The organism is Indolivaga alginatilytica (genome assembly GCF_003201355.1).
GTDB classification, from domain to species: domain Bacteria; phylum Bacteroidota; class Bacteroidia; order Bacteroidales; family Dysgonomonadaceae; genus Dysgonomonas_A; species Dysgonomonas_A alginatilytica.
On the sequence record NZ_QICL01000004.1, the window covers coordinates 1 to 24,043 of the forward strand.

The 24,043-nt window shown below is 36.9% G+C and carries 19 protein-coding genes and 1 pseudogene; 13 read left to right on the forward strand and 7 right to left on the reverse strand.

The features are described from left to right. From CLV62_RS05120 to CLV62_RS05130, 3 genes and pseudogenes are all read left to right on the forward strand, one after another. A pseudogene (locus CLV62_RS05120) lies at nt 1-309 on the forward strand (galactokinase); the annotation flags it as partial. Nucleotides 310-436: 127 nt separating this feature from the next. Next, nucleotides 437-2,260 (forward strand): alpha-1,3-galactosidase-related protein, encoded by a 1,824-nt coding sequence (locus tag CLV62_RS05125; RefSeq protein WP_110309710.1) that lies wholly within the window; start codon nt 437-439, stop codon nt 2,258-2,260. A gap of 102 nt (nt 2,261-2,362) precedes the next feature. After that, nucleotides 2,363-4,291: a sialate O-acetylesterase gene (locus CLV62_RS05130; RefSeq protein WP_110309711.1), complete on the forward strand. Its 1,929-nt coding sequence runs from the start codon at nt 2,363-2,365 to the stop codon at nt 4,289-4,291. 100 nt (nt 4,292-4,391) lie between these two features. Here the strand turns inward: CLV62_RS05130 and CLV62_RS05135 are convergent, their stop codons facing one another. Further along, nucleotides 4,392-7,091 (reverse strand): cation-transporting P-type ATPase, encoded by a 2,700-nt coding sequence (locus CLV62_RS05135; RefSeq protein WP_110309712.1) that lies wholly within the window; start codon nt 7,089-7,091, stop codon nt 4,392-4,394. A gap of 562 nt (nt 7,092-7,653) precedes the next feature. Between CLV62_RS05135 and CLV62_RS05145 the strand changes: the two genes are divergently transcribed. From CLV62_RS05145 to CLV62_RS05155, 3 genes are all read left to right on the forward strand, one after another. Next, entirely contained in the window at nt 7,654-8,424 is a 771-nt protein-coding gene (locus tag CLV62_RS05145; protein WP_110309908.1) for an NYN domain-containing protein, read from the forward strand. Nucleotides 8,425-8,619: 195 nt separating this feature from the next. Further along, the gene (locus CLV62_RS05150) at nt 8,620-9,579 is read left to right on the forward strand and encodes a DUF5106 domain-containing protein (RefSeq protein WP_110309714.1); all 960 of its coding nucleotides are present in this window, start codon (nt 8,620-8,622) and stop codon (nt 9,577-9,579) included. Between the two features lie 200 nt (nt 9,580-9,779). Then, entirely contained in the window at nt 9,780-10,025 is a 246-nt protein-coding gene (locus CLV62_RS05155; RefSeq protein WP_110309715.1) for a hypothetical protein, read from the forward strand. 166 nt (nt 10,026-10,191) lie between these two features. Here CLV62_RS05155 and CLV62_RS05160 read toward each other — a convergent pair whose 3' ends face one another. From CLV62_RS05160 to CLV62_RS05185, 6 genes are all read right to left on the reverse strand, one after another. Continuing rightward, nucleotides 10,192-10,833, reverse strand: a complete 642-nt coding sequence (locus tag CLV62_RS05160) for a DUF4136 domain-containing protein (RefSeq protein ID WP_110309716.1) — start codon at nt 10,831-10,833, stop codon at nt 10,192-10,194. Nucleotides 10,834-11,143: 310 nt separating this feature from the next. Next, nucleotides 11,144-11,617: a VOC family protein gene (locus CLV62_RS05165; protein WP_110309717.1), complete on the reverse strand. Its 474-nt coding sequence runs from the start codon at nt 11,615-11,617 to the stop codon at nt 11,144-11,146. Further along, complete coding sequence (locus CLV62_RS05170) at nt 11,614-12,051, reverse strand: SRPBCC domain-containing protein (protein ID WP_110309718.1); 438 nt, start codon at nt 12,049-12,051, stop codon at nt 11,614-11,616. The genes CLV62_RS05165 and CLV62_RS05170 overlap by 4 nt, the downstream gene beginning before the upstream one ends. A 36-nt stretch (nt 12,052-12,087) precedes the next feature. Next, nucleotides 12,088-12,477 carry a VOC family protein gene (locus CLV62_RS05175; RefSeq protein WP_110309719.1) on the reverse strand — a complete coding sequence of 130 codons (390 nt, stop codon included), beginning with the start codon at nt 12,475-12,477 and terminating at the stop codon, nt 12,088-12,090. A 1-nt stretch (nt 12,478) separates the two neighbouring features. Then, on the reverse strand, nt 12,479-12,931 hold the full coding sequence (locus CLV62_RS05180) for a VOC family protein (protein WP_110309720.1): 453 nt from the start codon (nt 12,929-12,931) through the stop codon (nt 12,479-12,481). A gap of 27 nt (nt 12,932-12,958) precedes the next feature. After that, entirely contained in the window at nt 12,959-13,387 is a 429-nt protein-coding gene (locus tag CLV62_RS05185) for an SRPBCC family protein (RefSeq protein ID WP_110309721.1), read from the reverse strand. Nucleotides 13,388-14,147: 760 nt separating this feature from the next. Between CLV62_RS05185 and CLV62_RS05190 the strand changes: the two genes are divergently transcribed. From CLV62_RS05190 to CLV62_RS05220, 7 genes are all read left to right on the forward strand, one after another. Continuing rightward, complete coding sequence (locus CLV62_RS05190; protein ID WP_245904020.1) at nt 14,148-17,264, forward strand: SusC/RagA family TonB-linked outer membrane protein; 3,117 nt, start codon at nt 14,148-14,150, stop codon at nt 17,262-17,264. A gap of 78 nt (nt 17,265-17,342) precedes the next feature. Beyond that, nucleotides 17,343-19,088: a RagB/SusD family nutrient uptake outer membrane protein gene (locus tag CLV62_RS05195; protein ID WP_110309723.1), complete on the forward strand. Its 1,746-nt coding sequence runs from the start codon at nt 17,343-17,345 to the stop codon at nt 19,086-19,088. A gap of 136 nt (nt 19,089-19,224) precedes the next feature. Continuing rightward, a complete protein-coding gene (locus CLV62_RS05200) occupies nt 19,225-19,788 on the forward strand; it encodes a GNAT family N-acetyltransferase (protein ID WP_110309724.1) in 564 nt (187 codons plus the stop codon). Nucleotides 19,789-19,808: 20 nt separating this feature from the next. Further along, on the forward strand, nt 19,809-20,306 hold the full coding sequence (locus CLV62_RS05205; protein ID WP_110309725.1) for a GNAT family N-acetyltransferase: 498 nt from the start codon (nt 19,809-19,811) through the stop codon (nt 20,304-20,306). Nucleotides 20,307-20,667: 361 nt separating this feature from the next. Further along, nucleotides 20,668-22,728: an alpha-L-fucosidase gene (locus CLV62_RS05210; RefSeq protein ID WP_110309726.1), complete on the forward strand. Its 2,061-nt coding sequence runs from the start codon at nt 20,668-20,670 to the stop codon at nt 22,726-22,728. A 272-nt stretch (nt 22,729-23,000) separates the two neighbouring features. Further along, complete coding sequence (locus CLV62_RS05215) at nt 23,001-23,483, forward strand: hypothetical protein (RefSeq protein WP_110309727.1); 483 nt, start codon at nt 23,001-23,003, stop codon at nt 23,481-23,483. Nucleotides 23,484-23,629: 146 nt separating this feature from the next. Further along, a complete protein-coding gene (locus CLV62_RS05220) occupies nt 23,630-24,040 on the forward strand; it encodes a rhodanese-like domain-containing protein (RefSeq protein WP_110309728.1) in 411 nt (136 codons plus the stop codon). Nucleotides 24,041-24,043 lie beyond the last annotated feature (3 nt).

The window sequence follows — 24,043 nt, forward strand, 5'->3', positions numbered from 1 at the left end:
GAAGCATTGAAACAAGGAGACTACGAAACAGTAGGTAAAAAGATGTATGAAACGCATATCGGCTTAAGCCGTAAATACGAAGTAAGCTGTCCTGAACTGGACTTCTTAAACGATGTTGCCCGTCAGTGCGGAGTAACGGGTTCCCGTGTTATGGGCGGAGGCTTCGGCGGCTGTACCATCAATCTGGTCAAAGATGAGTTGCACGATGGCTTTATCAAGCGAGCTACTGAAAGCTACGAACAAAAGTTCAAGACCAAGCCGAAGGTATATGATGTGATTATTAAAGATGGGGCGAGGAAGTTATCTTAAGGTTAATTACTATTTTTGTATAGAAAAATACCTTAAGGTCTCAGACCTATTTATTACTTTGGTTAGTATAATAGCAAGAGACAGTTATAATTTACAACTATTTACTGTTAGCTAAATATATAATACAATGAGAATATTCTCTTTAATTATGGGTCTGTTATGTTTTAGTATTTGGACGCAAGCCCAAATACTAAACGTTTCAGATTTTGGCGTAAAGCCAAATACATTTGTTGATGTGACAGAAAGCGTTCAACAAGCTATAAACGCTTCGTCCGAGAAAGAAAATACAACTATTGTTTTCCCAAAAGGACGTTACGATTTCTGGCCTGACAAAGCAGAAAAAAGAGAGTACTTCATTACTAACACATCCTCTGAAACTGATTGTCCATCGAAAATAAAAAGTATCGGGCTACTATTCGAGAATAAAAAAAATATAACTGTTGAGGGGAATGGCTCTTTGTTTGTTTTTCATGGAAAAATGACTTGCTGGGCTATTGATAAATCGACGAACATCAAATTTCAGAATATAATTGTAGACTTCGAACGCCCGACTATGTCGGAAATGACATTTCTTAAAGTATTTCCCGATTCTGTTATAGCAGCCATACACCCCAACTCCAAGTATACGATTATTGATAATAAACTAAGCTGGTATGGCGAAAAATGGGGAATGAATACATATTTCACTCTTTTGGCAGATACAATACAGGGTACAAATATGTATAGTTCGTCTGACCCTATACAGCAGAGTAAAGCGACTGTTATTGATCCTTTAAAAGTGAAATTTGAAGGAGATTTTTCGAATACAAATTATAAGGCCGGACAAATATTTACTTTACGAGATCATATCAGAGATCATGTGGGAGTATTCGTGAATTTGTCGAAAAATATACAATTCGAAAATCTGAATATGCATTATATGCACGGATTAGGTATCGTGTCTCAATTTTCGGAGAATCTATTCTATAAAAATATAAATATTGTACCCTCACATGGACGTGCTATCGCCGCCTTTGCGGATGGCATGCACTTTTCAGGATGCAAAGGGAGTATAAAGATTGATAGTTGCCATTTCAAAGGATTACATGACGATCCGGTGAATGTTCATGGAACCTATTTACAAATCAGAGAGATTAATGCTCCCAATTTAATAACGGTTAAGTTTATGCATGCTCAAACTTACGGTATGCCTGCTTTCTTTGAGAACGATTCTATTGCTTTCGTCCATTCCCCTACCCTTCAAACAAAAGGGTTTGGTATTGTCAAAGGGGTTAAGAGATTGTCTGATCGAGAGATTCAACTCGAATTAACTAAACCATTGCCTAAAGAAATAATTAAAGGTGATGCTATCGAGAACATTACATGGACACCATCTCTTGATATACGCAACTGCAAATTTGAAATGACCAACACCAGAGGGCTACTTGTTACTACCCCTAAGAAAGTAGTTATAGAGAATAATCATTTTTACCGTACCGGTATGTATGCAATTATGATTGCAGCAGATGCTGGAAGTTGGTATGAGTCGGGTGCTGTGGATGATGTGCTGATTCGTAATAATATTTTTGAAGAATGTGGATATAATATTCCATCGAAAGATTATGTGATTGCTATTTTACCGGAAAACCACGAATATGCAAAAAACGATTGGGTACACAGAAATATCAAAATTGAAGATAATACATTTAAAATTAACGGTAATCTTATACTGAAAGCCAAAAGTACACAAGGGTTGATTTTCACAAATAACCTGATTGAATATGCACCTTTTGTTTCACCATTAGATAAAGATCTGCCCAAGACTAATGCATCATTCGATTTAGATAATTGTACTAAAATCCGGATCAATAATAATACATACAATCTACCTTCTAAAATTTCGGTAAGATGTAGTAGAATGAGTCATAAAGATATTCAAACAGAGAGAAAATTACCAGTAGTATTTCATTAAGATCACAGACTTTTTTTATTACTTTGGCAAGCCTTAAATTACACGTAGACAAATTACGAACAGATAAGTAAGATAACCCCAATAATACTTAATTTATACCTGATGAAGAAGTACGCTTACATTTTACTGCTTATGAGTCTGCTTACATGCGGATTGCAAGCCGAAGTTAAATTACCTCATATATTCTCGGATAATATGATTCTCCAAAGAGACAAGGTTCTCAAAATATGGGGATGGGCTGATAAGGGGGAAAAAATACAAGTCAGTATTCTGGAACAAACGAAGAACACCCAAGCCGACGAGTCAGGATATTGGTCTGTAAACCTTGATCCTATACCCTATGGAGGTCCTTATCAGATGAGAGTACAGGGAAGCAACAATACCATTACGTTCGATAATATTCTTATTGGAGATGTCTGGCTATGCAGCGGACAATCGAATATGGAGATGCCTGTGAATGGATGGGGACAAGTCTACAATTACGAGCAAGAGATTAAAGACGCCAATTATCCGACAATCAGAGCTTTTAATGTAGAAAAAGCAATGAGTATGACACCCAATTCCGACTTCAATGGAAAATGGCAGGTTTGTTCGCCCCAGACGGTTTCCGGTTTTTCGGCTGTTGCCTACTTTTTTGCCCGTAAACTAAATAAAGAACTGAATATTCCCATTGGTATTATAAACTCATCGTGGGGAGGAACGGATATAGAAACATGGATCAGTGAGAATTCTTTTAATAAGCTACCCGATACTTTCAAAGAACGATATGCAGCATTACAAGGTATTGATCTAGCAAAATTTGCTCAAGAGAATGAAGCAAAAAAGCAGATCTATCTAAATGCCTTAAAAAACGATCTGGGCATAAAGAACGAATGGTTTAAAGCTCCTAAAAGAATTTCCTTTGCATGGAAGAAAATGCAGGTACCTCAAGAATGGTCATCGACCGAGCTTGCCACAATAGACGGCATTGTCTGGTTCAGATACAGCTTTACATTACCCCAAAATGCTAATGGAAAAACGGCCACATTGAATCTGGGACCTATAGACGATGATGACATCTCGTGGATTAATGGTCTTAAAGTGGGCGAGACTGTAGGTTATGGCGTACCTCGTACATATAAGATCGAAAAAGATATTTTAAAAGATGGAGTGAATACGTTAACTATAAAAATTACAGACCATACCGGAGGTGGTGGACTTTACGGTTTGCCTAAGGACATATATCTGGAAGTGGACGGAGTCCAGTATCCTTTAGCCGGAGAATGGGAGTATAAAGAATCGGTTACTAATAAAGAATTCGGCTACATTGATTTTTCGCCTAATGCGTATAATTCATTACTATATAATGCGATGATCAACCCGATAACCTCTTTGGGTATAAAAGGTGTAATTTGGTATCAGGGAGAAAATAATGCTAATGCGGCTTATAATTATCGCACACTCTTCCCTACCCTAATCAATGATTGGAGAAATAAATGGGGTTATGAATTTCCTTTCTACTGGGTACAGCTGGCAAATTATATGGCAAAAGACGATCAGCCTCAGGATAGTAAATGGGCTGAACTGCGCGAGGCTCAAACCATGACTCTTTCGTTGCCTTATACAGGACAAGCGGTAATTACTGATATCGGTGATGCTAAAGATATTCACCCCCGAAATAAGCAAGATGTAGGACTAAGATTATCTTTGATTGCTCTGAATAAAGATTACGGACGAAAGGATATTATTTATTCAGGACCCACGTTCAATAAGATGGCGATTTCAGGAAACAAAGCGATTATCTATTTTGACAATATAGCAAAAGGTCTAAAAGTGAGCGATAATAACCAATCTATCAAAGGATTTTCAATTGCAGGTGCTGACAATAAATTTGTATGGGCAAAAGCTTACTTAGATGGAGACAAAGTAATTGTTGAAAGCAATGAGGTTACTAATCCTGTTTCTGTAAGATATTCGTGGTCTAATAATCCCGAAGTAAATTTATTCAATAGCGAAGGATTACCTGCTGCTCCATTCAGAACAGATAAATAAGATCACTATTCTAGAATAAAAAAAGACGGACATATTACTATATCCGTCTTTTCTATTTAATGTAAAATATATCACTATTAAAAACAGAAATACCTATACCTTACTTTGTTTTTAAAGCATCTATTTTTCTCATTACAGCTTTTTCAATTTCCACAATTACAAATACTGCAAAACCTAGAATAAATGGATATACCCAATCGTTTAACTCTAAAGGATAAGTTCCAAATACATTATTCATAAATGGAAGATAGGTAATTGCCAATTGAAGAATAACCAATAAACCTGACACTACAAATACCGCTTTATTGGTAAAGAAGTCTTTATTGAAAGCAAAGCCACGAATACTTCTACTATTAAACAAGTGGAACATCTGAGCTATCACGATTGTTTGTAATGTAATGGTTCTCACAATTTCTTCACTCACGCCTTTATCCAACAGATTTATAGTCATCCAAAGAGTTCCGCCCCCAATAAGTACCGATACAAACAATATTCGCCAGATAAAATATCCGCTTAATAATGGGGTTTGTGGCGATCGTGGAGGACGTTTCATTGCTCCCGGTTCTATTCTTTCAAAGGCAAGGGCGAGAGAAACGGTTACCGATGTTACCATATTAACCCACAAAATTTGTACAGGAGTTAATGGCATCATTGTTCCAAATAAAATACTGGCTATTATCAGAAAACTTTCAGCACCATTGGTAGGCAATATAAATAAAATAGTCTTTTTCAGATTATCATATACCCTTCGTCCTTCTTCAACGGCAGCCACTATGGTACTAAAATTATCGTCAGCCAATACCATTTCCGAAGCATCTTTTGTAACCTCAGTTCCTTTGATACCCATTGCAATACCCACATCTGCTTTTTTTAAGGCAGGTGCATCGTTTACTCCATCGCCTGTCATGGCACAAATTGTACCTCTGGCTTGCAAAGCCTTCACCAGTTTCAATTTATGTTCGGGACTTGTACGGGCAAAAATATCATATTCCTGAGCTGCCACTTCAAGCTCGGCATCACTCATTTTTTCCAGATCTTTACCTTGTAAGGCTTTCGTACCATCACCAATACCCATTTCTTTACCAATGGTTTTAGCTGTATCCACATGGTCGCCTGTTATCATTTTCACCGTGATTCCTGCTTCCGAGCACAATCTGATAGCCTCGATAGCTTCTTCACGTGGCGGATCTATTATCCCTGCAAGACCCAGAAAAACAATACCATCGTGAATGTCTTCGTGATCTATATCAATTATACTTTTATCTACCTTTTTATAGGCAGCACCAATGATACGTTGTCCTTTTTGAGCGAGTTCTGTAATTTTACTCTCCCAATAACGGCGATCAAAGTCTTGCTCTCCGGCTTTAGATTTCTCTTTCTCAGCCATATCTAAAAGTCGATCGGGAGCACCTTTAATATATATAATATTATGGTCGGTATCTTCTATCAAGGTAGCCATATACTTATATTCCGAATCGAACGGAATGGTCGATTTACGTTCAACATGGCTATGATCTACATCTGCTTTTTGGTATAAAGTTATTAAAGCACCCTCGGTAGGATCTCCTTTTACAAACCAATGCTCGTCTTCATCTTTCCCTAAAGATGCTTCATTACATATATTGAAACAGCTGATCAACTCTTCCAATATAGGCTCTGAATCAAAATCTACTTTAACGCCATTGCTCAACACATCTCCTGTTGGGGCATAGCCTGTTCCGCTAACTGTAAATTCGCCATCGCATATTTCTACAGTTTTTACGGTCATTTCATTCTTAGTAAGGGTTCCCGTCTTATCAGAACAAATAACCGACACTGCTCCCAATGTTTCTACTGATGGAAGTGTACGGACAATTGCATTTCGACGAGCCATATTCTGAACACCTATCGCCAGAATAATTGAAAGTATAGCCGGCAAACCTTCGGGTATAGCAGCTACAGCCAAACCTATGACAGACATAAGCAGTTCGCCCGAATCGTAATCCCTAAAGAAATGTCCGAACAGATAGATTACAAATGCAATACCTACAATAACTATAGATACCGTTTTTCCGAATTTAGCTGTTTGTCTGAGCAGAGGAGTTGTAATTTCTTCTACTTCTGAGATCATTTCATTTATCTTGCCTATCTCAGTATCCTTACCGATAGCTATTACAACACCCATTCCCGTACCTGCACTAACAGTGGTACTCGAAAAAGCCATGTTAATCCGATCTCCCAACATTGTATCAACAGGTAAAGCGGCAACCTTCTTTTCCGAAGGAACTGATTCTCCTGTAAGTGGAGATTCTTCTATTTTCAAGTTGTCGGCTCTTACTAAACGTAAGTCGGCAGGAACTTTATCCCCCGGACTCAGTAAAACCATATCTCCAATAGTAAGAAGAGAAGCGTCGATCTCCGTTCTCACACCATCTCGTACGACTTGAGCTTTAAGCGATAACATCTTTTTGATGTCTTCCAGTGCTTTCTCGGCCTTATTTTCCTGAAAATAACCGATTGATGCATTTACAACGGCAACCAGTAGAATAACAATAGTATCAACATAATGTCCTAGGAAAGCTGTAACAATTGCAGCAACAAAAAGTACATATATTAATATGTCATTAAAATGTTTTAAGAAGCGAATAATCTTGCTTACTTTTTTCTTTTCTGGTAATACGTTCTCTCCAAATTGAGTTAATCGCTGGTTAGCCTCATCATCTAATAGCCCTACTGTAATATCAGACTCTAAAGTGTCTATCACATCAGCACTATCAATAGAATACCATTCTCTCTTCGTATGAATATAATCTTTCCTCATAAATATGGTTGTTATGATATTGAAACAAAAAAAATTAACTATTGTTTATTCTTCCATTGCGAAAAAATGTAGAAAAAATCCAATTAAATAGAATACCATCTCTAAAGAGAGGAAACATTCAAGAACAACTTACTACTTATAAAAGAGTTGCAGACAATAAAAGCTATCAAAACTCTTATCAGGAGGCAATACATTAAATATATATTATACAACTATTTACTTTATCTATATAATAAAGCAATATGGCAAAAGATAAAACTACCCTTCAATTATTTTCTCCGATAGAATTGTTTCTTCCAATTGGAAACAAGCGAATGGGAAGCGACTTTCGTGTCTCAACAAAAATGAAATAATAAAAAGTTACAGAGGCTTCATCGGAAAAACAGTTCGAAATATCTGTTACTTTTGTTACTTTTGTTACCTTTTCAATATTTAATATCTGATTTACAGCAGCTTGAAAAACACACAAAATAAACACTAATTGTCACTTTTTTGTATAAAGTATACAAACCGAACAACAAAGAAATCGTACATTTGAAATTACTAAACAATACAAATGGTTATGAGAGAGAATAAGGACTTAAAGTTAGCTGTTCTCATTGATGCAGATAATATACCCTATTCCAATATAAAAGGGATGCTCGATGAGATTGCTAAAATAGGTATACCTACTATAAAAAGAATATATGGCGATTGGACAAAACCAACCGTATCGGGATGGAAACAGCCCTTATTGGAGCATGCTATAACTCCTATACAGCAATATAGTTACACTACAGGAAAGAATGCAACGGACTCTGCCATGATTATTGATGCAATGGATATTCTGCATTCCGAAAAAGTGGATGGCTTTTGTTTGGTTTCGAGCGACAGCGATTTTACGAGATTAGCTGTCAGACTAAGAGAGTCGGGGATGTTAGTTATTGGCATTGGAGAGAAAAAGACCCCCAATCCATTCATCGTAGCCTGTGACAAGTTTATATATATTGAGATAATCGGAAATTCGGAAATAGAGAATTCTGACACGCAGCAAGATTCTTTATCTTCAAATCATTCTAAAGGCGAAAAAGACTCTAATATTGAGCCTATAAATAAAAAGCTTATTCAACTACTTAAAACGACTGTTATGGATTTAGCTGACGATGATGGATGGGCATTCCTTGGAGATATGGGTAATCTGATTATCAAGAAGAGACCCGACTTTGACCCTCGAAATTATGGTTATCCAAAACTTACGCCACTGATTAAATCTCTAAACAAAGTTTTCGACATTGATGTCAGGGTTGCCGATAAAAAGCATATCAAGCATATCTATGTGAAAATTAAAGAATAAGTATCAAAATGAATCAGTAATCGAGTTATTTTATCTATCAGCAAACAGTTATCAATAAAAAAGGAAAAAGAAAAGCCGGTAACAAAAGTGTTTTTTTATTACTTTTATATACATCAGAGACCAATTGGCGTTATGATATATTAAAAATTCGTCTTGATTTTAAAAGAATGCTTTACCATACTTCAAAACATAATTATGAAAAAATATAACATTACTTATCTTTCCCTATTATTACTTTTGGGATTCTGCTTTTTAACATGCAGCAGTGTAAGTAAAAAGGGCGAGTCTATAAGCGAAGAAAAGAAAGATCGCAAATTTATAATGGCTACCATTCCCGAAAGCCTGACGACCCCATCAGACAGGGCTAATTATCTGGTAGAGCATTATTGGGATAATTTTGATTTTGCCGATACTGCTTATATTCATCTTCCTAGTATTACAGAGCAAGCCATGGCGGATTATATTGAGATTTTACCTCATGCCAATAAAGATATTGCTTATAGCTCAATTAAGAATACATTACTGAAAGCCGAGGCAGACACTAGTATGAATGCTTACTTTCTGGAGACATATAAGAAATACCTCTATGACCCTAATTCTCCAATGAGGAACGAAGAATATTATATTCCTGTTTTGAACTATGTTATAGAATCGTCCAAAACCAATGCAACCGACAAGGAGCGTGCAGATTTCAGACTAAAGATGATACTTAAAAACAGAATAGGAGATAAGGCTACAGATTTCACATATACTTTAGCATCAGGAAAAACAGGTACTCTATACGATATAAGAAGTGAATATACAGTTGTACTTTTTTATAATCCTGACTGCCATGCATGTGCAGAGGTAATTGCAGCTATCAAGAATTCCCCTATTATAAGCGATGGATTGGAGAGTAACTATCTATCCATACTTTCTTTTTATCCCGATGCCGACTTAGAAATATGGAAAAAACATCTGAATGATATTCCAACATACTGGATAAATGGTTACGATAAGAATCAAACAGTACAAAATAAAAAGATTTATGATCTGAAAGCAATCCCGACACTTTATCTACTTGATAAGGATAAAAAAATCATATTAAAAGATGTAGATTTTGTAGTTCTCGAAAAATGGTTATCTGAAAATAAACCAATAGTTATGCTTCGTTAATTTTCACCAGCCATTAATAGGGAATCCTTTTGCGACACTCGTTCGTTGTCTCAAAAGCAACAAAATTTTATTCAAATTTAGCATCTCTCCACTTGTCTAAATTTGTTAAATAATTGTTTTTCTGATTATTATTGAGTATATTCACAGAAATCAAGCCTGAGAAGGTTGTTTTATTTATTTACTTATAAATAGTGGAGAATATGGAAACTAAAAAAAGAGCACCCCAAAAAGGAAAAGAAGGTGCTATTAATCGATCTGAACGAGTGAGAGCAAATGACTTGGTGAGTCAAATGCTGGAAGATCATAAGAAAAGAATAGGTGAAGTTGTTTGTGTAGTAATTGATAGCAGAACATCAATTGAACTTCCTGCCAGCCTTACGCCGGAAGAGCGAAACGAGCATGTGCAGAATTACATAAAAAACATAGGGGTAAAACCCATAAAGTGATCATATAGTGTCACAGATAACAATTCAATTAGTCCCGCCACTCTCTTAGAGAGTAGGTGGGATTCTTATTTTAATGCCATTAATACTCTCACCCCATGCCTCTTAAATAAAAAAGCTGTTCCTTAAAAGGAACAGCTTTATATATAGACTATAAAATTATAAATACTTATTTAGTTTTCACTGTTGTGTTTACGATAGTTGCAGGAGGAAAACTCACAAACATTTTTGATACATATTTTGCAATTTTTTCATCTGCATCGCGTCCAAAGTTTTTATCTACATCGCGGTTACCTGCTGCATGCCAAACAAGAGTATTAGTTCTTGCATCAATCAAGTCAATCAATAACGATCCTTTATGATAAATATCCACATTGTGTTGAGTACGAGCTACGCTGGAACCGGTCATCATCATAGGACCTCCCCACATATAAGGACGGTGAAAACCACCCATTCCCATACCACCCATACCCATACCACCCATTCCCATACCCATTCCGGTAGTCATAGTAGTACTTGAATGTGATTCTCTTGATTCAACAAATGCCAAACCGTTTACCCATAGATCAGGAGTAGCAGATTCTGTTAAGCCACGTTCTATCAAAGCAGTTTTTATAGCCGCATAGATACGATTTCTATTTAGTTCGCTGATAGTCTGAGCCTCGGCATCTAATTTATAAATACCAAACGTTTTATACTTCGAAAAGTCAACGCTGCGATCATAGTCTGTAGATACGGTCAACGACGATTTACATGATGCAAACATCAAGGCGCTAAATAGCACTAGCGAAAAAAGTCTTAAAGTTCTCATAATTTTACTATTTTATTTTTGTACATCCAACTCCAAATTAAGCTTCCGTCTTATGTTAACAAGAAATAGCCGTATATTGTTTATAATTTACACTTTTCGAATTAGCCTAGACCGAATACTCATTTTATTTCACTTTCTATAACATTGTTTTTATGAATAATGTTCACTCATTTTTTTGCAATTATATAAATTGGAACTAAATTCTTAAAAGACTTTTTTCGCCCTGCTTATATTGTTGACAAAGGATTACTTCCCCGCTCTACTCTCACCTATTATATAAGAGAGAAACTTGAATGTCACCAATTCCTCCTTAAACCTGCTTTAATTTATCAATATCCATTTTTTTCATTTGCATAAATGCATTCATTACTTTTCCCGCTTTTGAAGCATCTTTCATTAGCTCGGGAAGGATGGATGGAACTATTTGCCACGAGAGCCCATACTTATCCTTCAACCACCCGCATTGAACCTCCTCTCCTCCATCACTGGTAAGTTTGTCCCAGTAATAATCTATTTCTGCCTGACTATCACAAAATACTTGCAGTGAAATAGATTCATTAAACTTAAAAACAGGACCACCATTCATGGCACTAAAAGATTGTCCGTTAATCTGAAATTCTACAACCATTACTGTTCCCTCGGGCTGATTATGAATTTCAAAACCTTCTTTACCATAATAACTTATGCCTTCGATCTTTGAATCCTTAAAAATAGAAGTGTAAAAAAGGGCTGCTTCTTCGGCTTGATTATCAAACCAAAGACATGGAATAATTTTATTGGTCATTTTTCAGAAGATTGATGTTCTACATAATTTCTAAAACGCTCTAAAATAGCCTGCCAGCCGTCTCGCTGCATATCTATAAGGTTAAGCGTTTCGGCATCGAACGATTCGATAACTTCGGTCTGTTTATCATCTATTACCGAAAAGGTTACAGTAGCTGCTCGTCCATCGTCCATCGTATAGCTGATTTGTTTATGATCAGTAATACTGTCATAGACACCTCCGAAATCAAATCCCATACTTCCATCTTTAGCTTCCATCCGATAACTGAATTTACGACCTACATGAAAATCATTTTCGGCTTTCGTTGTATGCCAATCGTCAGAAGCACTATTCCATTTAATGATATCAGCCGGAGTTATCCAACATTTCCAGACAGTATCTATTGATGCATTAACTTGTGTCTGCACCGTAATCACTACCTTATCTTGTGCCATACTTTAAGTAATTTAGAAGATTAGTGACCAAAAATACTATGCTAATGAATGAAGTCCTATACAATTACCTTCGGTATCCTCAACCAGAGAAATAAATCCATAATCACCAATAGAAAATTTAGGCTTTAAGATTTTACCTCCTGCTGATTCAACTCTGTTTTGCTCTACTTCACAATTATCACACGAGAAATATACAATAGTACTATTTCCTCCGGGCTCAACTCCTCTCATCTCAACTAAAGCCCCCGAAGAATTCGGAGCATCATCCAACATCGGAAAAACTACCATTTTCATATCATCCAAATCTTCCGACATTGGGAGATCAAACATTTCTCTGTCGAGAACCGTTTCATAAAAACGTCTGGCACGATCTATATTCTCAACATAAATCTCAAACCAACCTACAGGATTTATAGTCTTTTCCATTTTAGTGACATTCTCCGGGATTTAAATCAACATTAATCATCCAGTTTATTCCGAATTTATCGGTAAACATTCCAAAGTATGCATTCCAAAAAGTAACTTCCATGGGCATAGTTACAGTTCCACCTGCAGATAATCCGGCAAATATTTTATCGCCTTCTTCTTTTGTATCAATCTGAATAGAAAGGGAAATATTATTTCCTACAACTAAGTCGGGACCGCCGCAACCTCCCTCCATATTATCACTTCCGAAAAGCATAAATTGACCATTTACAGGTAATGCCACATGCATTATCTTATTTGCAAATGATTCAGGAAAACTTATTCCCTCCTGAGGTGGCATTTCTCCAAAACGAGAAATATGTACGAAGTCACCTCCAAATACTGATTTATAAAAATTGAAAGCCTCTTCACAATAACCATTAAAGGTTAGATATGGCTGAATTGCTGTTGTCATGGGATTTAATTTTTTAATGGTAAATAATTATTTTGCTAAAAACTGTTTTAATTCCGTTCCTAATATTTCTCTCCACCCTGCTAAGTAATTTTCTCTTTTAAAATCGGGACCACCATCAGAGAAAGTATCAACACCTTCGTGAGTCAAAGTCACTTTCGTATAATCCCTCACAGGTTCAAGCGTCCATGTTACAATAGACTCACCTTTACTCTGGTCGGGATGTGTCCATGTATGTTGAAACTTCTTATTAGGAACAATTTCGGTTATAACACAACGATGACGATATAACCTTTCCTCATCAGATACACTAAAATTAAAAACTGCTCCTTCTTCCAGAACAAAGTCTTCAATCGTAAAATACCATTCTTTCATTTGTTCTTTATCTGTTATAGCCTGCCAGACCTTTGAAAGGGGAGCCGGATATATCTCTTCTACAATAATTGCTGAATCTTCCATAATGCATTATTATTTTAATCATCTTTTAATGAGGTTATTTAACCTCATCTACTTAAAACAGAATAGTATAAAGTTTTGTTTATTCAGAAAAAATAATTGCACGTGAATAAAACGTTAAATTACATTTTTTAGCATATGTTGTAAAACACAAGATGAATGTCAACAAAATACAATAAAAAATTATTTTTATATTAAAATATTTTAACATATTTGTCTTAAACCTAAAAGATACGATGAAACACAATTCAAACCTACAAATCATTACAGGGAATCTGAAATTTAACATTCCAGATTTGTTGGTTTGCTCTAAAATATTAGAGAGAGAGAGAGAGAGAGAGAGAGAGAGAGAGAGAGAGAGAGAGAGAGAGAGAGAGAGCTGTAAATCAATAAAATACCAAACTTCTAAGTATTACTTACTTTATTATTCTTTGATAATAAAGCAAAAAAATCTATTAAAACAAGTCCTATTCATTTATATAATCACGTGTATATGTCTATTAGATATATACATGATTTTATGTGTTCATCCTCACGCAAACGTTATTAGTTCCTTTTATATTCAATCTATTCCCGTAGTAACCTTTGCTTTACTGATTTTATTAGTGAAGCGAAGGTTATTTTATTAGAAACAAATCATTCTTAGGTCATCCACCATGACAATATACTCCTCAATTTACAAACTAATAAATCTAAATTAATTATGCAAAATCAATCTACAAAAAAAGGTCGGCGAAAACTTCTGACCAGATTTGCTTGCTTAATGTTTATGATATTCACAGGAATATCCGCACAAGCTCAAATTGCTTTAACAGGAACAGTAGTAGACGAGAACAATGAGCCAATGATAGGTATTGGTATAGTCGTAAAAAATTCTACGATAGGGACAGCTACAGATATAGATGGGAAATTTTCCATAACAGTTCCTAACACAAACTCTGTATTGAACTTCTCTTTTATCGGATATAAAAGCCAAGAGATAACTGTTGGATCACAGAGAAAAATAAATGTAGTTCTAAAGGAAGATCTACAGTTATTGGACGAAGTTGTAGTAGTGGGTTACGGCACACAGAAGAAAGCAAACCTGACAGGAGCGGTAGCACAAGTTAGTGGAGAGGTGCTCGAAAATCGTCCTATAGTGAGCGTTGGACAAGGTTTACAAGGTGTTATCCCCAATTTAAATGTGAATATCAGATCCGGAGCACCGGGACAATCTTCAAGCTTTAATGTACGGGGAAATACATCTTTAAACGGGGGAAGTCCTTTGGTTCTTGTTGATAATGTACAAATGGATCTCGATCTTATAAATCCTGAGGATATTGCGTCTATCTCTGTATTGAAGGATGCGGCATCTGCATCTATTTACGGAGCCCGTGCAGCCTATGGCGTAATTTTGGTTACTACAAAAAATGGGAAAAGAGATCAAAAGCCCCAAGTTTCATTCAATACACAAGGTTATTGGCAAAGTCCGGCAAAGAAGATTGAGACTATAAACTCTATGGAATATTTGAAAATGATAGACATCGCCTACCAGAACGGAGGAGGTAGTGGACATTATTTCAATCCTGCAATATATGAGCATGCTGAAAAATATTATAACGACCCGAAGAATAATTCTCCCGTTTTTTATGATCCTGAAATAAATCCCAATAAGTATCAGTATGCCGGAAATACAAATTGGTGGAATGAAATCTATAAAAGTTCCAGTTTTTCCCAACAGTACAATATTGGAATTACGGGAGGTAGCAAAAACTCGACTTATTACACATCAGTTGGTTACAACAATGTTAATGGTTTGTTGAAGGAGGCTAACGATAATTATCAAAGGTTCAATATCAACACAAATGTGTCGTCCGACATTGCCAAGTGGCTTAATGTTTCGGGAAAGGTGATGTATAATCATTCAAAGGAAGTTCACCCTTCAGGGGGTACATCAGCTGCAAATTCAACTGCATATGCAGGTATCAGTAATTATAGCGGTTATCTGAAAAACGATCTTAGCCCTCTGATGCCCGTAAGACACCCTAATGGCAATTTTGCAGGGCAGGGAAGTTATACGAATCCGATAGCTATCCAGTCTCAGGGCGGTAACAGCAATATCAGGGTAAACGATTTATGGACAACTGCGGCTGTTAAAATCACTCCATTAGAAGGATTGGTTGTAAATGGCGATTATACGTTTAATGTATATAACAGGGGACAGAAAACACATGTAAGAAAATTCCTCGATTACACGGCAGTTCCCGGAACCGAGAATTATTATCCATGGACTAATCCCAATAGTGTAGTCATGGCTAATGATGAAGATTATTATACTGCCCTGAATGCTTTTGCCGAATATACGAAGACATTCAAAGAAGACCATAATTTTAAAATAATGGGAGGTTACAATCAGGAATACAAACACAACAGATATTTCTATGCAGCACGCAAAGATCTTATTGACAACAATAATCCTTCGATAAATCTGGCTACAGGAGAACGCTTGGTTAACGGAAACGAAAGCCATTGGTCTGTGAATGGAGTATTTATGCGTTTAAACTATAATTACAGACAAAAGTATCTGCTGGAATTGAACGGTCGTTACGATGGCTCTTCTAAATTTCCGAAGGATAACAGGTATGCTTTCTTCCCCTCCGTATCGGGAGCATGGCGAATCTCTGAAGAAACATTCTGGACTCCAATGAAAACATGGTGGGACGATATGAAAATCCGTGCCTCATACGGTTCGCTCGGTAATCAAACAGTGGACGGTTTAGAAATGGGTAATTTCCCCTATCTGCCCTCTTATTCAGTAAATACCGCCATGGCATATCTATTAAATGGGGATACTCCCGTAGCAATAGGTCCTTCGAGATTAGTAAGTCCGTTTTTCACGTGGGAAACTGTAAATCAAGTCAATCTGGGGATCGACGCTACTTTCCTGAAAAATCGACTCACAGCATCCTTCGATGTATATAGGCGTGACACTAAAGATATGCTGACCTCGGGACAGGCATTACCTGCCGTACTTGGAGCCAGTGTAACCAAGCAAAATGCTGCCGATATGAAAACAACGGGATTTGAACTGTCTTTGGCATGGAATCAGGTACTACCAAATGGTCTCCGGTATTGGGTGAGAGGGGTGCTTGCCGACTATCAGTCTGAGATAACCAGATTCATAAATCCGACAGGTGATCTTGGGCAGTATTATGTAGGACAAAAATTAGGTGAAATATGGGGGTATCGGTCTAACGGACTTTTCCAATCTGACGAAGAAGTAAAGAACAGTCCGTCTCAAAGCGCACTTTGGGGTGGTAACTGGGGAGCCGGTGACGTAAAATATTTAAATCTTGATGGTGATGACAAAATCTCCTGGGGCGATAACACATTGGATAATCCGGGAGACAAAACAATTATCGGAAACAATACTCCACGATATAGCTTTGGTTTTACAGCAGGATTCGAATATAAAGGTTTCGATTTCGAAATGTTCTGGCAAGGGGTCGGCAAAAGAGATTATGCCACAAGCGGTGTACATTTCTGGGGCTTCACCTCCGAGTGGGACGTTCCGTTGAAAGAATCACTCGATTATTGGACAGCAGACAATCCAGGAGCATACTTTGCCCGCCCGAACTGGAATAATGGAGGTAACAGAGAGATTTCCGACCGATATATACAAAATGCAGCCTATGCACGCCTTAAAAATTTAACTGTAGGATATACTTTACCGAGAGCAACAATCAACAAGATGGGTATTTCCAAGTTAAGACTATTCCTTGTAGGAGAGAATCTACTCACTTTTACCAATCTGATCAAATCTTTTGACCCTGAAACAATAGACAATATGGCTTATCCGATTATGAGAAAGTACTCGATAGGTCTTAATCTTACATTCTGATGAAATCAATGTCTTTTAGAATTGAATCGTATAGCAATATACATTTTCAAATTGCAAACCTTAAAATTCAGTAGAGTTATGAAATTTAAAAATTTATTATATATCCTCGGATTTGCCGGAATAGTAGCTTCATGCGAAGTAACGGACATTGATCCTTTAGACGCTGTTACAGACGCAACCTATTGGTCGAGCGTATCAGATTTACAACTATATGCAAATAGTTTTTATACTAATCTATCGGAACCCGCCGTCGACAAGGATAATACCAGCGACAATTGTATTACAACGAATTACAGTGCTTTCCTCTTCAACGAATCCACAATTCCGTCCACAGCATCGGGTGCAGGGTGGACATGGACAAATATTCGTGCCTGCAATTTCTTTTTGAATCGTTATCAGCAAGTTAAAGGCAGTGAATCCGAGATTAATGTATATGTAGCAGAAGTCCGCTTTTTCAGGGCACTGGATTATTTCGGAAAGATAAAGAAATTCGGAGATGTTCCATGGTACGAGAAAGACCTGCAGACAACCGATACCGAAGAGCTATACAAAGCCAGAGATTCCAGAGATTTCATCCTAGGCAAAATCATAGAAGATTTAGAATTTGCGATAAATTGGTTACCCGAATATGGAAAAGCAATCGAAGGGCGCCTCACAAAAGACGCTGCACGTACACAATTGGCACGTGTTTGCTTACACGAAGGTACTTTTAAGAAATATCATAATCTGACAGGCTCGCCTACTTCTAACGATCTACTTCGCAAAGCTGCTGATGTAGCAGAAGTAATTATGAATACAAAAAATTATAGTATAGTAAAAGGAACAGATGCCGGTGCAGGTCAAAAACCTTTTGAGGGGTATCCATTATATTATTGCAACCAATTTGTGCAGGAAGATTTGATTGCAAATAAAGAATGTATTTTGCCTCGTATCTACCAAGACGGTATTCTTACACACCAGACAGGTCGTCAGGCGGGAGGTTCGGGAACGGGCTTATCTAAAGATTTTATTGAGTCATTCCTCTGCGACGATGGTTTACCTATTGGCTCAAGCAGCCGTTATCAAGGGGATGACTATATTGAAACTGAAATTAAGAATCGGGATCCACGTTTGTATCAGATTGTAGACAATAAAAACCGTCCTTATTTGGTAATGAATGGAGAACAACAAGTAAATCCATATACAAATGTTGATCCTTCGGCTGCCGTAACAGGTTATCCATGTGTGAAATTCCGTTCACCGCTTCCCGTACAAGCCGAAGCCCGAAAAACTACATTCGACTGGTTTGTATATCGTTATGCAGAAGTGTTATTGATATACGCAGAAGCCAAAGCTGAACTAGGAGAATGTACACAGCAAGTGCTAGATTTAACGATCAATCAATTAAGGGATCGGGTAGATATGCCTCATCTGACAATTAATCCGATAGCAGACCCCAATCCGATTGATTACGGATATACAATATCGCCTCTGCTATATGAAATACGTCGCGAACGCCGTATCGAACTTATAACAGAAGGCTTCCGCTTAGATGATGTCAAACGCTGGAAAGCAGGAAAACTCTTTGAAAACCCAAAGACTATGCTTGGTATCCGGGTAACGGATAAAGTTATTTCGGTGTATCCGGCAGGCGTATTCGGAGGCGAAAATGGCCGCCCATTAATTGAGTACAATGGAAAGACTTATTTACGTCCCTATCTGGGTAAATCGCTGACAGAGGCTGGTCGTAAATGGAGCGACACAGATAAACGTTACCTCGATCCTTTACCTACCGGCGAGATATTATTAAATCCCAATTTGACCCAAAATCCGGGCTGGAAATAACAGTTTACTGATAATCAAAGGGAGTATAAATTGCTCCCTTTGTATTTTATTCCATTTTAGAATTGCTCTAATTCTCCAAAAATAGTATAAACCGCTATATTTGTATGGAAGAACCCTCTTTATATTTGAATTTATTATGATTACTATTCGTCATGCTGCAATAGATGAGAAAAGAAAAACATACGAATGGCTATGCCTTTCCGACACTGCAGCTATGCATATGGGTAAACCCGATTTTCCGGAGAATCCAATCCCCACATGGCAGGAGTTTCAAAATGATTTCGAAGACTTCTATTACCAACAAGAAAGCCTTCATTTAGGCTCGGTTATGATTATCGAAAAAGACGGGAACGAGATAGGTGCAACTTGTTACGCTTGCTTTCACCTTCATCACCATATGGCTGAATTGGATATTTGGCTGAAATCGAAGGCTTATTGCGGAAAAGGTTATGGTACTGAGGCTCTGAAAGAATTAATCAATTATTTGAATAGCAGTTTGGATACTACCCAATTTATTATCAGACCTTCGGAAAAGAATATCGGAGCAATTAAGTCATATCAAAAGGCAGGCTTTAGAAAAATAGAGAATAAAGAGGAAGCTATCAACCAATATCTGTTAGAGAAATATCTGGACAACTATGGAAGTGGCGATTATGGCATGAATAGTACAGCTGTTTTAACTTTAGTATTGGAAGACTAGAACTAATAAAACTTTATAATATGGAATGGAAATTAAGAAAGTGGCAAGATTCGGACTTAGACAGTTTGGTAAAACATGCAAACAATTACAATATAGCAAAATACCTTACCGATCAATTTCCTCATCCTTATAATATAGAAGATGCAAAAAACTACTTGTCGTTAATAAGAGACAACAATCCGACTAACGTTTTTGCAATAGAAGTAGATGAAGAAGCAGCTGGTTCAATAGGTATATTTCCTCAAACTGACATTCATTGCAAAAATGCAGAACTAGGGTATTGGTTATCTGAAGAGCATTGGGGTAAAGGAATCATGCCTGAGGCTATAAAACAAATTGTTGATTATGGATTCAAAACATTTGATATCACCAGAATATTTGCCCGTCCATTCTCCACCAATAGACAATCCCAACGAGTCCTCGAAAAAGCAGGATTTAAGCTCGAAGGTAAATTCGAAAAGGTATTATTCAAAAATGGAGAATATCTTGATGAATTCATCTTTGCTATAAGAAAATAACAGTTTATAAGATTGCCCGATTTATGCAAATTTATCTATCAATAAACAGTTATCAGCCAACAGTCAACAAGAGAAAATAAGAACCGTGAAAAAGTGTTACTTTTGTAACCTTTGTAACCTTTTAAGTGTTTTATCACTGATTTACAGCGACCTACAAAACGGTCAAAAGTGACAGTTATTAGCCCTTTAGCCGTTACTTTTGTTACTTAATTTGTTTACTTTTTGTAACCTTTGGTAAGTATAACAGCAATAGCTTGTTGCTATTCGATAGTATTTCATTAAATACTTTTATTCACTTGATGAGCCTTTATTGTAGAACTTTTAAACTACTTATCGGCATTAATAACAAATCGATATAACCATGCATTTAAAACATCTATTAATCGGGTTAGGAATTTATTCCGGCATATTTTCATTGTATGCTGATGTACCTCCACCCTCACCTATTTTACCTGGACCTACTCCCGAGCAAGTTCAATGGCAGAAGATGGAAAACTATGCCTTTGTTCACTTCGGATTAAATACGTTTAATGATCTGGAATGGGGATACGGAAATACTCCCGCTTCAACCTTTAACCCTACCGATCTGAATTGCAATCAATGGGTTTCTATCATAAAAGCAGCAGGATTAAAAGGCGTAATCCTCACCGCTAAACACCACGATGGTTTTTGTTTATGGCCTACCAAAACCACAGAATATAGTGTAAAAAACTCACCATGGCAGGATGGAAAAGGTGACATGGTAAAAGATCTATCAGATGCCTGCAAAAGACAAGGTTTGAAATTTGGGATTTATCTTTCGCCTTGGGATAGAAACAGTGCCCATTATGGTAAAGACGAATATGTAAAGATATACCACGAACAGATAAATGAACTAATCTCTAATTACGGACCTTTATTCGAATATTGGTTTGACGGAGCTAATGGTGGTAATGGTTGGTATGGTGGTGCAGATGAAACCCGCTCCATTAATGCTGACACTTACTACGGTTATGAGGTTGCCCGCGATATGATTAAGGCAAAACATCCTTCGGCTATGATTTTCGGTGGTACTGTTCCCGATATCCGTTGGGTTGGTAATGAAGAAGGTTGGGCAGGACAAACAAACTGGTCTATGATTTCTCCCGACCAAAAACCTCATTATACCCAAAATCAATGGGGAATGGAGAATGGAAATACGTGGCTGCCTGCCGAATGTGATGTATCGATCCGTCCGGGATGGTTCTATCACGATCGCGAAGATCATCAAGTACGTTCTGTTGGTAATCTGGTAAACTTATATTACGAAAGTGTAGGACGCAATGCAAACCTACTGCTTAACTTTCCGGTAGCTTTGAGTGGAAGAATTCACCCTATTGATTCTCTTCGTATAATGGATTGGCATAGAGCAATGCAAGACGAATTGAAAGATAATGTTCTTAAAAGGGCTACAGTTACAGCAACCAATACTCGAGACAAAGCCTTTTCGCCAAGTATGGTAAATGATGGAAATTGGGATACCTATTGGGCAACTTCGGATGAAGTAACCACAGGCTCTTTGACTATTACATTAAAGAAACCTTCACTTGTAAACAGACTTTTGATTCAGGAATATATTCCTCTCGGACAAAGAGTAGCTTCTTTTAATGTTGAAATTCAGAATAAAGGGCAATGGTCTCCCATAGCAACTTCCGACTCCATGACTACCGTTGGCTATAAGCGCATCTTACGTTTTGCTACAACAGAAGCAACTCGAATCCGAATCAATTTCACAAGAGCCCGAGGTCCTCTATGTATCAACAATGTAGAAGCATACCTTGCACCCATGTTGATGGAAGAACCTAGAATAACACGTAACGGAAAAGACGAAGTTCGTATAAATTCGACTAGCGATGGCGCCGAAATACTTTATACTACTGACGGTAGCGAACCCACACCGCAAACAGCGATGGTATATAACGCTCCGTTTTCGTTTCCAAGGAAAGGAACTATAAACGCGATTACTTACGATCGTCGACAAAAGAAACAGAGCCCCGTTAGCGCCCGACGATTTGATATACCTTCTTCATCGTATCGAGTTTCGAATATAGACCATCAGAAGACATCTGCCATGTTTGATGGAAATGGCTTTTCGGCTTACTATCTACCCGAAGCAGTAGATGAGTTGGTAGTAGTTCTTACAGAACCTCAAACAATCAACGGCTTTGTGTATGTACCTAATCAAGGGCGAGATTCTCAAGGTCATATCGACAGTTATCAATTTTATATAGACGATAAAATGGTTGCTTCGGGCGAATTCTCGAACATCAAGCACAATCCCATAGAACAGCGAATTCAATTCGACCCGATCAGAGGTCAAACTGTTCGCCTAAAGATTTTACGAGTGGTTGACGATGTTAAACGCATCGGAATAGGTGAATTCTCAGTTTTGACTACTGATTAATCAAGAATAAGTATCGACCTAGATAATAAGAACAAGAAGCTATTCGATAAATCCGAATAGCTTCTTTGCTTTTAAATAACCTCGAATATAAACGGGTAATCATTAAAAAAAACAAAATGATTGTTCGAAAATGGAAAATATGTCTATTTTTGTGGCATTACATATTATTCTAAGGTCACAGACCTTTTTATTGCTTTGGCAGGCATAACAACCAGAGATAGTTATACTGATAAAACATCGCATTAAATATTAAACGTTACTTAAATTATCGTATGAAACGGATCGTATCTATATTTCTACTTTTATTAATGCTTGTTGTTGGTGCCCATCCGGTATTAGCAATGCATTTTTGTGAAGGGAATTTACATTCGGTAGGTATCTTAGATAATGATATAGAAAAGTCATGTTGTGATGATATGCCAAATATGCCACAACACAATGAACCACAATCTTGCTGTGCAGAAAATTCTGATACAACATCTCATCATAAAGAATCAGGATTATCAAAATCGCACGAAGATTGTTGTGATATTCAAAAAATAAAAATCTCAACAGACGATTATCAGCGTCAAGAAAGACAGCTTAACACCAATCATATATTGCCATCTTTTGACAATGTCTGGTTTACATTAAACTATATATTAAACTCTATTGAACCTGATAATACAGTTGAAGTCAGACAAACTTTTCCGCCCGGAGGTCTCATAAATCAACATGTAGACCTACTTACTTACATCTGCATCTACCGTATTTAATTTTATAAGTCTGTAATAATTAATTATAGGCAAGGCACTTTTATGTCTAAACATGTGTGGAAATTCTACCATTCAAGTTTCGTGCTATTTGTGTTTTCGATATATCTATAATCAAATTTAGTATATGTTTATAAAATTAATGAACAATGAAACCTTTATATGTATTAATAATGGGTATCGCTTTATCAACAAGCTATACCATGGCACAATCGTGCCACAAGCAAACTATTACAAATGATTCTGTAATCTCAACAACAGAACAACCACAGTACGAAGTTATCAAACAGTTGCTAGATGAGCCGTCTACCATTATTATTGATGTGCGTACCCCCGAAGAGTTTAACGAAGGTCATATAGAAACATCTATAAATATGCCTCTGCAAACTCTTGAAGACTCTCTTTTGCCTTTGAAAGACTACAAAAACATTGTAATTGTCTGTAAAAGTGGAAAAAGAGCTGAGCAAGCAAAAACATTACTTACCCTTAAAGGGTTTACTAATGTATATAATGCCGGAGGCTGGCAAACTTTAGACACAGAACTTAAATCTAAAAAATAAAAC